The organism is uncultured Marinobacter sp. (assembly GCF_963974375.1).
In the GTDB taxonomy this organism is placed as follows: domain Bacteria; phylum Pseudomonadota; class Gammaproteobacteria; order Pseudomonadales; family Oleiphilaceae; genus Marinobacter.
The window spans coordinates 1-12,661 of sequence record NZ_CAXBDN010000116.1; the positions used below are offsets into that span (position 1 = coordinate 1).

The window sequence follows — 12,661 nt, forward strand, 5'->3', positions numbered from 1 at the left end:
TGGTGCAGTTACCGGACCTCCCAGGGGCTCGCTGTGAGGGTGGTCCGGATCGGACGCGGCGGCCAGCATTGTCACCAGATGGGCACCGGATGAGAACCCGAACGCACTGATATAGCGGGCATCAATGCCCAGGTCGTCGGCATGGGAATGAAGCCAGCGCATGGCCAGCTGAGCATCCTGTAGCTGAGCCGGGAAGCGGTGCTCAGGGGCAAAACGATAGTCGATATTCATCACCATGAAGCCACGGCTGGCGAGAGTTCTGGACAGACGGGTCATGTCATCCCGGGACCGCCGCTCCCAGCCACCACCATGGATCACCAACACGGCGGGTGCCGGTTCGTCTGTCTGTGGCAGGTATAGGTCGGCCTTGAGAGCCTGAGGCCAGTCGTCCGGTGAAAACCGGATATTCTGCCGCGTCTCGTAGCTGGTCCGGGCCATCGCTGTGATCTCCTCAGGCGCATTGATGTGACTGGCGCAGCCAGCAGCAACCAGGGTGACAACAACTGTCAGCAGGGTTCGCAAAGCTACCGTCAGGGCAGGTATCTGTATCATTGGAAATCCCTGTCTCCCGGTGTGAACGAACGTGTATCAGGGGCGTACCATCTTCGGGCCCGGCGGCAGGTGATGATTTGACTGTGGCTCCCTTGCCCCGGGTGATACCGCAATCATACGTGACGGAACCCGGTCCGGATGTGGTAAAACAGGCGTTGATGCCGGCACCACAGGTCACTGACAATGTCTCAGCTGTTTGATAATCACTTTTCGAATAACCCCTACGCCAAGGGCCTGACGCCGGAGCTGATCCAGGCACTGATTGCCATGTTCGAACGAGCCAGTGCCGGCGCCCTTGCAGTGGACCGGGATGCCCGGATCACCTGGATCAACGAGAGTTACGCTCGCCTTCTGGGCGTCAGCCAGAGTGATGTGATCGGACAGCCCGTCCGCAACATTATCCCCCTGACCCGGATGCCGGAAGTGGTGGCCAGTGGTGATCCGCTGCTGCTGGACATCATGGAGCATCGGGATCAGCAACTGGTGGTGACCCGGCTGCCGTTTTTCGATGAAGAGGGCCTGGTACAGGGTGCGATCGCCTGTGTGTTGTACGACGATCTGCAACCCCTCACGCCGCTGGTTGCCAAGTTCCGGCGCCTGCATCAGGACCTCTTGGCAGCGCGCAAGGCACTGGCCCGCAAGGCCCGCAGCACCCGATACAGCCTGTCTGATTTCATCGGCGCCAGCCCGGCGGCGCTGGAGGTGAAGCGCAAGGCCCGACTGGCTGCGGGGCGGGATATGCCGGTGTTGCTGTTGGGTGAGACCGGCACCGGCAAGGAGGTACTGGCGCAGGCCATTCATTCGGCATCGGGGCGTGCCGATCGTCCCTTTGTCGGAGTCAACGTAGCAGCAATTCCCGAAAACCTGCTGGAGGCCGAGTTCTTTGGCGTGGCCTCCGGCGCCTTTACCGGTGCCGATCGTCATCGGGATGGTCGTTTCCAGCTGGCTCACGGTGGCACGCTGTTTCTTGATGAAGTGGGCGACATGCCGTTGCCGCTGCAGGCCAAGCTGCTCCGGGTGTTGCAGGAAGGCGAGGTGGAGCCGCTGGGATCAAATCAGGTGCGTCAGGTGGATGTGCGGGTGATGGCCGCGACCAGTCGTGATCTGGCGACCATGATGGCGGATGGCAGTTTTCGTTCCGATCTCTATTACCGGCTCAATGTCATGGAAATCCGGGTGCCGTCCTTGCGGGAGCGCCACCAGGACCTGGGTATCCTTTGTGAAGCCTTGCTGGCGGATCTGCGTCAGAATGATGGCCGGGCCGCCGAGATCACCGAAAATGCGCTGCACCTGCTGGGTCACTATGCATGGCCGGGCAACATCCGGGAGCTGCGCAATGCGCTGGAACGGGCCATTACCCTCAGTGAAGACAGCGGGGTACTGGACACCGGAGTGTTCCGGCAGATCCTGCCGCAACCGGCTGCGGGCAGCGAACCGGCAGGCTACAGATCCGCTTCGGCAGAGGTCAGGCCCCTGTCCCTGGTGGTCGCTGAGGCCGAGCGTGCGGCTATAGAAAGCGCCCTGCAGACAACCGGCGGTAATCGCAGCGAAGCCGCTCGCAGGCTGGGAATTTCCCGATCCGTGCTCTATGAAAAGCTGGCGCGAATGTCCTGAATTGAAGACATATGTCCTGTTAACGGGACATGTTCAGGCCTGACTTACCTGTTTGTGTCCTGTAAACCAGACAGTTAACAGTTTCTGTTAGTAATCACGTATTTTAAGTAATTGATAAATGAAAGTATTTTGGTTATGGCATGGGTTCTGCAAACGGGTTCGATGCGCGAGCTGGAACAACCCGAAATAAAAGCCTGGCCGCCGGATGGACCCGATGATTGCCATGCCTTTTGGTTGTTCTGGCTGAACTGGTTTACCAGTCGTTCAGCCCATGCCGCAAATCGCGGCAACAACAACAAAAAGGAACCAAGTCATGTCCCTGAAACAACAACTCAGCAAGCTGGGTACAGGCGTTGCCCTGGCAACAGCCCTGACCCTTGCCGCGACACCGGCAACCGCTACAGAGCGGGTCCGCTGGCAGGTGCCGCTGGCGTTCCCTTCGCACCTGATCGGCCTGACCACCCCCGTCAAACATCTTTCTGAAAACCTGAAACTCATCTCCGGTGGTGATATCGAGCTGCGTTACTACGAGCCCGGTGAGCTGGTACCGCCGTTTGAAATCATGCAGGCGGTCAGCTCCGGCCGCTATCCCGCCGGTTATACCTGGGTTGGTTACGACCAGGGCACCATACCGGCCCTGCCACTTTATTCCGGTGCGCCGTTCAACATGGAGCCGCCAGCCTATCTGGCCTGGTACTACCAGGGTGACGGCAAAGCCCTGCTTGAGGAAATCTACGAGCCCCGCAATATTCATCCGATGCTGTGCAGCATTATCGGACCTGAAGGTGCCGGCTGGTTCGCCAATCCTATCGAAAGTCTGGATGACATTGACGGTCTGAGAATCCGCTTTGCCGGTATCGGCGGTCGTGTACTGGAAGAATTGGGTGCATCGGTCACCATGATTCCTGGCGGCGAGATCTATCAGGCTCTGGAGCGCGGTACCATTGATGCGACAGAGTTTTCCCAGCCGGCCATCGACAAGATGCTGGGTCTGGACCAGATCATCAAGAACTACATCATGCCGGGTTGGCACCAGACCCTGACCACCTCTCACCTGCTGGTCAACAAGGACACCTGGAACAAGCTCAAGCCGGAAACCCGCGCCCTCATCGAAATGGGCTGCGAGTCGGCAACCCTGAAGGGCTTTGCGGAAAGCGAATTTGCCCAGCCCACCGCCCTGCGTGACTACCAGAATGAAGGCGTAACCGCTCAGACCCTGCCCGAAGACGTGTTGCGTGAACTGCAGCGGGTTACCAACAAGGTGCTGGATGACATTGCCGCTGAGGACGAAATGTTCGATCGTGTGCTGACCAGCCAGCGAGAGTTCATGGAGCACCATTCCATATGGCATGGCAAGGGCTACCTGCCGCGGGATTTCTATCAGTACGACTGATCATCCGGTTGTTTGAATGATCCTGTAACCCAGGGTGGGCCATCTGGCCCACCCTCCCTATTCTGTTTCGATATTCCGAGGTTGATGTGACTGATTCAACATCGTTCAGCGCACCGGCAAGTCCGACCGCCCATGATCAGGTCCTGCCCGGTAACCGGATCTCCCATGAACTGGACAGAATGATTGTTCTGATCGGCAAGGGCGTGTCCTGGCTGTGGCTGGTGATGCTGGTGGTGGTCCTCAGCAACGTGTTCAGCCGCTTTGTGATGGCCCGTGGCTCCATTGCCCTTGAGGAGCTGTCCTGGCATCTGTTTGGTATCACCATGATCATGACCCTGGCCTATGCGGTGGTGAAGGATGACCATGTCCGGGTCGATGTGATCCGTGAAAAGTTTTCTCTGAAAACCCAGGCGGTTATCGAGTTGACGGGTATTGTCCTGTTGGCCCTGCCTGTGCTCTGGCTGATGGTGGATACGCTGATTCCCTACGCCTGGACATCGTTTCAGTACAGCGAGCGCTCCCAGGCACCGAGCGGTTTGCCCTATCGCTTTATTTTCAAAAGTTTCCTGCCTCTGGGGATTGCTCTGGTGGGCATTGCCCTCATTTCCCGGGGTCTCAGGTGCACCACCCTGTTGTTCGGATTCCCGCGACAATTTGTTTCCCCCGATGCTGATTCCGGTGCAGCCGGCACCCGGGTGGAGAAGTAACCATGGGGCTTGAACAGATTCTGGTTATTGCCATGTTTGCCAGCTTTATGGGGCTGCTGTTGCTGGGCTTCCCTGTGGCCTGGTCACTGGCCGGCATTGGTCTGGTGTTCGCAGTGGTTGGCCACGTCATGGTCGAGTATTTCGCTGCCGACCTGTGGTTTACCTGGAACGGCACTATCGGTGTGCTGGATGCCCGTATCTACGGCATTGTTGCCAATGAACTGATGGTGGCCCTGCCGCTGTTTATCTTTATGGGTATCATGCTGGATCGTTCCGGCATTGCCGAAAAGCTGATGCACAGCCTGGTGCGGATACTGGGACCGCTTCGTGGCGGCTACGCCATCACCGTGGTTATCGTCGGTATATTGCTGGCAGCATCAACCGGCATTGTCGGAGCCTCGGTGGTGTTACTCGGCATGCTGTCCCTGGGGCCGATGATGGCCGCCAACTACAACAAGTCATTGGCGGTAGGTACCGCCTGTTCGGTGGGTACTCTGGGCATTTTGGTGCCTCCCAGCATCATGCTGGTGCTGATGTCCGATCGCCTTGGCACTGCGGATGCGTCCGTTGGCAAGCTGTTCATGGGGGCACTGATTCCCGGCATGATGCTGGGCCTGATGTATATTCTGTACATCATCATTGCCTCCTGGCTGAAGAAAGACCTGGCTCCGGCCCCGGCGAACCGGACCCGACTCGACGCCCGGGCCTGGCTCGATGTGTTTCTGGCGGTGGTACCGCCGATGGCGCTGATTCTGGCAGTTCTCGGCTCTATCTTCTTCGGCATTGCCACCACCACGGAAGCCTCGGCGGTAGGCGCGTCAGGTGCCCTGCTGATGGCGCTGGTGAGTCGTCGGCTGGACATGGGAATCCTGCGGGAAGCGTTGTATCAGACCAGTCGCACCACCGCCTTCATCTTTGGTATCTTTGTTGGTGCCACCGTGTTTGCGGCGGTACTGCGGGGGTTGGGTGGTGACGATGTTATCCGCGACGCGCTGACCAGTCTGCCGTTTGGTACCACGGGCATTCTGATCACCATCCTGTTCATTACCTTCTTGCTGGGGTTCTTTCTGGACTGGGTGGAAATCACCCTGATCATCCTGCCCCTGGTGGCGCCGGTGGTGTTCTCGCTGGGGGTGGAGCCGGTATGGTTCGCCATCATGTTTGCTATCTGTCTGCAGACATCGTTCCTGACGCCGCCGGTGGGCTTCGCTCTGTTCTATATCAAGGGCGTTTGTCCACCCGGTATCACGACCCGCCACATTTATCTTGGGGTACTGCCGTTCATCGCACTGCAGTTGCTGGGGCTGGCCCTGGTGTTCTGGTTTGAGCCGCTGGCTACCTGGTTACCCAATGAGGTGTATGGTGGGCGTTAAATTCTGCCCGACGATTGGCACGAACCGCCAATCTGAAAACAAAAAATAAAGGAGATCGCAGTTATGCGTTTAGCTGATCGCACTGCACTGATTACCGGCGCAGCCCAGGGCATCGGGCGAGCCATTGCCGAACATTATGCGCGGGAGGGCGCCCGGGTGGTCATTGCTGATCTTAATCTGGAGGCCGCCAGCGCCACGGCGGAAGCCATTCGCGGCGCGGGTGGTGAGGCCATGGCGCTGGCCATGGACGTCACCAACGAACAGATGGTGGATGACGGTTTTGCCAGAGTTGCAGAGGCCTGGGGCGGTGTCGATATTGCTATCGCCAATGCCGGTATCCAGCACATTGATCCGGTTCACAAGCTTGCCTACAGCGACTGGCGCAAGGTGGTGGATGTCCACCTCAACGGCGCCTTTCTGGTGACCCGGGCGGCTTTGAACCAGATGTATGACGGCGGCAAAGGCGGCACCATGCTTTACATGGGTTCGGTACATTCGGTGGAAGCCTCGCCGCTGAAGTCCCCCTACGTGGCCGCCAAACATGGCCTGCTGGGTCTGTGCCGGGCGGTAGCGAAAGAGGGCGCCGAACAGGGGGTGCGCAGCAATATCATCTGTCCCGGGTTTGTTCGGACCCCTCTGGTCGAAAAGCAGATTCCCGAGCAGGCCAAAGAGCTGGGGATTACCGAAGAAGAGGTGATTCGCAACGTCATGCTCAAAAATACCGTAGACGGTCAGTTTACCACCCTGGAAGATGTTGCGGAGCTGGCAGTCCATCTTGCTGCGTTCCCGTCTGCAGCACTGACTGGCCAATCCATAGTGGTCAGTCACGGCTGGCACATGCAGTAGGAGACATTATGACTCAGCAACAATGGCAACAGGAATCCGAGGCCCCGGTGTTGTGGACGCCGTCTCGGGAGCTGCTGGAAAATTGCCAGATGGCAGCCTTTATTCGCGGGCTGGAACAGCAGGGCCATGGTCCTTTCGCCGATTATCAGGCGTTGCACCAATGGTCGGTCAGCCATCTCGAAACCTTCTGGCAGGCGATCTGGGAGTTTTGCGGGCTGGTGGCGGATGAGCCGGCCAGCTCAGTGCTGGGCAAGCGTGATATGCCCGGCGCCCAATGGTTTCCCGGCATGAAGCTGAATTTTGCCGCGAATATGCTGCGTCTGGCGGATGGCGAGCAAGGCAGTCGCGAGGCGGTGGTAGCGCATTGTGAAACCCGCCCGGTGCTGCGGCGCAGTTACCGGGAGCTGAAAGCGGATGCCGGGGCGCTTGAAGCCTTCCTGAAGGCCCAGGGCGTTGTTCAGGGCGACCGGGTGGCCGGTATCGTGACCAATGGCTACGAGGCGCTGGTGGGTATGCTGGCGACCACCAGCATGGGCGCCATCTGGAGCTCGGCGTCACCGGATTTCGGTGTGGGTGCGATCCTTGACCGGTTTGGTCAGATCGAGCCGGCGGCGCTCATTACCGTCAATGGTTACGGCTATGGCGGCAAAGTCTTTGCCCGCCAGTCCGAGTTTGGCGAGGTGGCGGCCGGGTTGCCAACCCTGAAGACGGTTATCAGCATTGCCCAGCTGCCGGATCAGCCGCCGCTGGCCGGCCCCCTGGTAACGCCCTGGGACCAGGCTCTGGAATCCGGGGCGGGTCAGGCGCCTTCGTTCACGTCGCTGCCGGCGGATCATCCGGTCTACATTCTTTTTTCCTCTGGTACTACCGGTAAACCCAAGTGCATCGTGCACGGTGCTGCCGGACTGGTGGTGAACCATGCCAAGGAACTGATGCTGCACGGTGATGTGGGGCCGGGGGACCGGTTCATGTACTTCACCACCTGTGGCTGGATGATGTGGAACTGGCAGGCCTCGGCTCTGCTCACCGGTGCAACGGTGGTCACCGTGGACGGTTCACCGGGCTATCCGGATATGAACGCCCTGTGGCAGATCGTTGCCAGTGAAAAGGTGACCCATTTCGGCACCAGTGCGCGGTTCCTGGCAGGCTGTCGCAAGGCCAGTGTCGAGCCGGCAACGACCTTTGATCTGAGCCCGTTGCGGGCGCTGCTGTCCACCGGCTCACCGCTGTTGCCAGAGGATTATGACTGGGTGTACGAGCACGGCGCTCCCGGTGTGCTGGTGGGCTCCATTGCTGGCGGCACCGATATCTGCGGTTGTTTTGTTGGTTGCAACCCGATGTTGCCGGTGCGCCGGGGTGAGATCCAGTGTGCCCTGCTGGGGGTTGATGCAGTGGCCTTCGACGACGATGGCAAGGCCCTCGACGGTGGCCGGGGTGAGCTGGTCTGCCGTCAGCCACTGCCTTCGATGCCGGTGGGCTTCTGGAACGATGCAGATGGCAGCCGCTATTTCAGTGCCTATTTCGAGACCTTTGCTGATACCTGCCCCGGGGTCTGGGCTCATGGTGATTTTATTCGCTTTACGGAGCATGGTGGCGCCATCATCTACGGCCGCTCCGATGCCACGCTCAATCCGGGCGGGGTCCGTATCGGCACCGCGGAAATCTACCGCCAGGTGGAAACCGTGGATGAGATTGCTGACAGCCTGGTGGTGGGCCGTCAGATTGATGGCGATGTGGAAATAGTGCTGCTGGTGGTGCCGGCCACTGGCCACACCCTGGACGATGCGCTGCAAAAAAGCCTTCGCAGCCGGATCCGGGAGGGTGCCAGCCCGCGCCATGTGCCGAAACATATCGTGGCGGTCTCGGATATCCCTTACACCCGCAGTGGCAAGAAAGTCGAGTTGGCGGTGGCCAGGCTGATCAACGGTTCCGCACGGGCCGATAATCGGGATGCCATGACCAATCCCGAGGCTCTGGATACCATCCGGAAGGCGCTGATTTCCGCCGGGTTGTTAACAAACTGACGCAATTCTCCTGTTAACTGTGCAAGACCGGCCTGCCCCCGAAGCAGCAGGCCGGTAGGACCTGGCCCGCTTTGACAGGGGTTTGTCAACGGGCACTGGCTGCGACTTTAGACTAAAATCGTAAACGAACCTTGGTAAAAACTGGTATATTAGCCAGCCCTATAAAAAGTTCGTAATCAGTGTCTGCTTAAATCCGGAGTCCACAAGATCCCGGGAACAGCCCTGACCGTCCTGAACTCTCAACCAACCTTGAGGACGAACATGACAGAATCAAACCCAAAGATTGTCTACACACTGACCGACGAAGCTCCGGCACTGGCGACCCGCTCACTTCTGCCTATATTGCAGACGTTTACCGCCCCGGCGGGTATCACTTTCGAGACCAGCGACATTTCGCTGGCCGCCCGTATCCTGGCTGCGTTTCCCGACTACCTGCAAGAAGACCAGCGCGTTCCTGATGCCCTCGCCGAACTGGGGGAATACACCAAGGATCCGAACGCCAACATCATCAAGTTGCCCAACGTCAGTGCTTCCATCCCACAGCTGCGAACGGCGATCAAGGAACTGAACGAACAGGGGTACAAGGTTCCCGATTACAAAGAGAATCCGGAAACAGAGGATGAGAAAAAGATCCACGCCCTGTATTCGAAAATTCTGGGCAGTGCCGTAAACCCGGTACTGCGGGAAGGTAACTCTGATCGCCGGGCTCCGGCTGCGGTCAAGGCCTTTGCCCGTAAATACCCCCACACCATGGGTGAATGGAGTCCGGCGTCCCGTACTCACGTGGCCCATATGCGTGGGGGAGACTTCTACTCCAGCGAACAGTCCGTAACTCTGGACAAGGCCACCAACGCCCGTATCGTGTTCGAGAACGCCAAGGGCAAGCAGACCGTACTCAAGTCAGACCTGCCGTTGCTGGAAGGCGAAGTGCTCGACGGCATGTTCATGAGCAAGAAAGCGCTGGTGAAGTTCTTCGAAGACACCATCGCCGATTGTGAAAAAACCGGCGTCATGTTCTCGCTGCACGTGAAGGCCACCATGATGAAAATCTCCCACCCGATCGTCTTCGGGCACGCGGTGAGGGTTTTCTACCGGGAGCTTTTCGACAAGTACGGCGACCTGTTTGATGAAATCGGCGTCAACCCGAATAACGGTCTGTCTTCGGTCATCGAAAAGATCAAACAGCTGCCGGAGTCCAAGCAGGAGCAGATCCAGGAAGACCTGCACGCGTGCTACGAGCACCGTCCGGAAATCGCCATGGTGGATTCGGTCAAGGGAATCACCAACCTGCACGTACCCAGCGACGTCATTGTTGACGCCTCCATGCCGGCGATGATCCGTAACTCCGGCAAGATGTGGGCCCGGGATGGCAAGCTCAAGGACACCAAGGCGGTGATGCCTGAGTCCACCTACGCCACCATCTACCAGGAAGTCATCAACTTCTGCAAAACCCACGGCGCCTTTGACCCGACCACTATGGGCACCGTGCCCAATGTCGGCCTGATGGCCCAGAAAGCAGAAGAGTACGGTTCACACGACAAGACCTTCGAAGTCAAGGAAGACGGTATCGTCCGCGTGATCGCTGAAGATGGCACCGTACTGACCGAACACAAGGTCGAGGCCGGTGACATCTGGCGCGCGTGTCAGACCAAGGACCTGCCGATCCGTGACTGGGTCAAGCTGGCGGTTAATCGTTCACGCTCCAGTGGTATGCCGGCGGTGTTCTGGCTCGATGACGAGCGTCCCCACGATGCGCAGCTGATCAAGAAAGTTGAGATGTATCTCAAGGAGCAGGATACAGAAGGCGCCCAGATCATGATCAAGTCGCCGGTCCGGGCCATTCGCTGGACCATGGAGCGGCTGATTCGTGGCCTCGACACCATTTCGGTAACCGGTAACGTGCTGCGTGACTACCTGACCGACCTGTTCCCGATTCTGGAGCTGGGTACCAGTGCCAAGATGCTGTCCATTGTGCCGCTGCTGAATGGCGGCGGACTTTATGAGACCGGTGCTGGCGGTTCTGCGCCCAAGCATGTCCAGCAGTTGCTGGAAGAGAACCACCTGCGCTGGGATTCACTGGGTGAATTCCTGGCCATCGCGGTTTCCCTGGAAGAGCTTGGCGAGAAAAAGGGCAGCCAGCGGGCCGGCATACTTGGCAAGGCCCTGGACAAGGCCACCGAGCGACTGCTGGAAAACAACCAGTCGCCGTCAAGGGTGACGGGTGAGCTGGACAATCGTGGCAGCCACTTCCACCTGGCCCGGTACTGGGCTGAAGAACTGGCCAGCCAGGAAGACGACAAGGATATGAAAGCGTTCTTCGAGAAACTGTCGAAGCAGCTTGAGGCGAACAAGGACAAGATCCTGGAAGAAATGAGTGTGATCCAGGGTCATCCGGTGGACATCGGTGGTTATTACCACCCGTCTACCGAAAAGGTCTGCGCCGTCATGCAGCCGAGCGAGACTCTGAATAAGATCCTCGCAGACGCAAAGACTGAAGCTGGCATGTAGTTTCCGGCAGGTCTGAAAAACCCGGAAAGTGGCAACGCTTTCCGGGTTTTTTTTAACTTCGGATATGAGCAAACACCGCCCCGGTGAGCGCCGCCAGGTCTGCGGGCGCCAGTTCAATTTCCAGGCCACGGCGGCCGGCGCTGACGAACACGGTGTCAAAAGCCCGGGCGCTGTCGTCTATGATGGTTTTCAGAGATTTTTTCTGGCCCAGTGGACTGACACCACCGAGAACGTAGCCGGTGGTTCCCTGAACCTTTTGCCTGTCGGCCATGACGGCTTTTTTTCCGGCTGCGGCCCTGGCGATCAGTTTCATGCTCAGCATGGCCGAAACCGGCACCACACCGACCACCAGTTCACTGCTATCCAGTTCCACCACCAGGGTCTTGAAGACCCTGTCCGGATCCAGGCCCAGCTTCTCAGCTGCTTCGGTACCATAGGATTCACTGGCGGAATCGTGGCCGTATTCATGAAGGCAATGAGTGACGCCCTGTTTGCGGGCCAGCACAATCGCTGGGGTCATAACTACTCCCGGTTCGGTCTGGAGGCCACGAGCATAGCGCGATCGGGAGTTGGCGTCAGTCTTTCTGAGCCTTCGGCGAGTGCGGGTCGCAGAACGGTAATAATTCACTGTTCCGGTCGACGACAGGGCATTAAGCCGCTATTTTTAGGCGCAGGGCATTTGTGCCCGGGCAACCAACGGCACGGAAGTGACTATGAGCAACCTGAAGGGACTCGATAAGGCAGTACGACGTTCACTCTGGCTGGCACTGACTTATTTTCTGGTTGGTGGTCTCTGGATCACCTTCTCTGATGGATTGGCCGTCATGCTGATCGGCCGACCGGATGTTCTGCACAGTGTCCAGACCTGGAAGGGCTGGGGGTTTGTGGCGGTGACGGCGCTGGCCCTGTTTTTCATTCTGCGGCAGCAGTTCCGCAAAGATCAGGAGCGTCTCAGGCTGCAGCAGGATCAGCAGGAGGAAATCCTGCAGCTGAGCCAGTTTCAGAAAAGCGTGATTGATAACGCCAGCATCTGGATCAATGCACTGGATCCGTCCGGACGTATCCTGCTCTGGAACAAGGCGGCCGAAGCCATCACCGGTTATTCGGCCGACGAAGTGATTGGTGGCGACGATATCTGGCTGTGGCTTTATCCCAACGCAAGCTATCGGGAGGAGGTTCGTGCCGCTGTTGCATCTGCGCTCGCCGGAACCAGTGATATTGAAGGTTTTGAAACCCGCATTTTAACCCGCCATCTGGGCGAGCGCCTGATCCAGTGGAACACCAGGCAGTTAACGAATTCAGCGGGCGAGCAGGTGGGCTCTCTTGCTATCGGTATGGATATCACCGAACAACGCCAGGCCCAGCGAGGTCTTCGGGACCGTGAGCGGCAGCTCGCCACTTTGATGGACAGTCTCCCGGGAATGGCCTACCGGTGCCTGTATGACGAGCACTGGACCATGAAGTTTGTCTCCAGTGGGTGCATGGATCTGACCGGCTATGGGCCGGATGAAATTCTTGATAACCGCTGTGTGTCCTGGGCCAGGCTGATCGCCTCCGAGCAGCCGGAGTATCTGACCGAGCAGGTCGAGATCGCCATCGCGGCGGCAGAGACCTTTTCCCTGGAGTATCAGTTACGTCGCAAAG

Annotated in this window: 10 protein-coding genes; 8 read left to right on the forward strand and 2 right to left on the reverse strand. The window is 58.5% G+C overall.

What is annotated here, in order from left to right:
- Positions 1–552 (reverse strand): alpha/beta hydrolase (locus tag AAC035_RS11220; protein WP_339803979.1); only part of this gene is annotated, 552 nt, incomplete at its 3' end.
- Positions 553–735: 183 nt separating this feature from the next.
- On the opposite strand from AAC035_RS11220, the gene AAC035_RS11225 reads away from it, so the two are divergent.
- From AAC035_RS11225 to AAC035_RS11255, 7 genes are all read left to right on the forward strand, one after another.
- Positions 736–2,166: a sigma 54-interacting transcriptional regulator gene (locus AAC035_RS11225; protein WP_339803982.1), complete on the forward strand. Its 1,431-nt coding sequence runs from the start codon at positions 736–738 to the stop codon at positions 2,164–2,166.
- A gap of 313 nt (positions 2,167–2,479) precedes the next feature.
- Complete coding sequence (locus tag AAC035_RS11230) at positions 2,480–3,559, forward strand: TRAP transporter substrate-binding protein (protein WP_339803985.1); 1,080 nt, start codon at positions 2,480–2,482, stop codon at positions 3,557–3,559.
- A 179-nt stretch (positions 3,560–3,738) separates the two neighbouring features.
- Positions 3,739–4,266 (forward strand): TRAP transporter small permease subunit, encoded by a 528-nt coding sequence (locus tag AAC035_RS11235; protein ID WP_339804006.1) that lies wholly within the window; start codon positions 3,739–3,741, stop codon positions 4,264–4,266.
- Between the two features lie 2 nt (positions 4,267–4,268).
- Positions 4,269–5,639: a TRAP transporter large permease subunit gene (locus AAC035_RS11240; protein WP_339803988.1), complete on the forward strand. Its 1,371-nt coding sequence runs from the start codon at positions 4,269–4,271 to the stop codon at positions 5,637–5,639.
- Between the two features lie 63 nt (positions 5,640–5,702).
- Positions 5,703–6,485, forward strand: coding sequence for a 3-hydroxybutyrate dehydrogenase (locus AAC035_RS11245; protein ID WP_339803991.1), 783 nt, complete (start codon positions 5,703–5,705; stop codon positions 6,483–6,485).
- Between the two features lie 8 nt (positions 6,486–6,493).
- Entirely contained in the window at positions 6,494–8,509 is a 2,016-nt protein-coding gene (locus tag AAC035_RS11250) for an acetoacetate--CoA ligase (RefSeq protein ID WP_339803994.1), read from the forward strand.
- 261 nt (positions 8,510–8,770) lie between these two features.
- Entirely contained in the window at positions 8,771–11,017 is a 2,247-nt protein-coding gene (locus AAC035_RS11255) for an NADP-dependent isocitrate dehydrogenase (RefSeq protein WP_339803997.1), read from the forward strand.
- 52 nt (positions 11,018–11,069) lie between these two features.
- On the opposite strand, the gene ybaK is transcribed toward AAC035_RS11255, so the two are convergent.
- Complete coding sequence (gene ybaK / locus AAC035_RS11260; RefSeq protein ID WP_339804000.1) at positions 11,070–11,537, reverse strand: Cys-tRNA(Pro) deacylase; 468 nt, start codon at positions 11,535–11,537, stop codon at positions 11,070–11,072.
- A 193-nt stretch (positions 11,538–11,730) separates the two neighbouring features.
- Between ybaK and AAC035_RS11265 the strand changes: the two genes are divergently transcribed.
- Positions 11,731–12,661, forward strand: a 931-nt coding sequence (locus AAC035_RS11265; protein WP_339804003.1) for a PAS domain S-box protein, incomplete at its 3' end; no start/stop codon positions are given.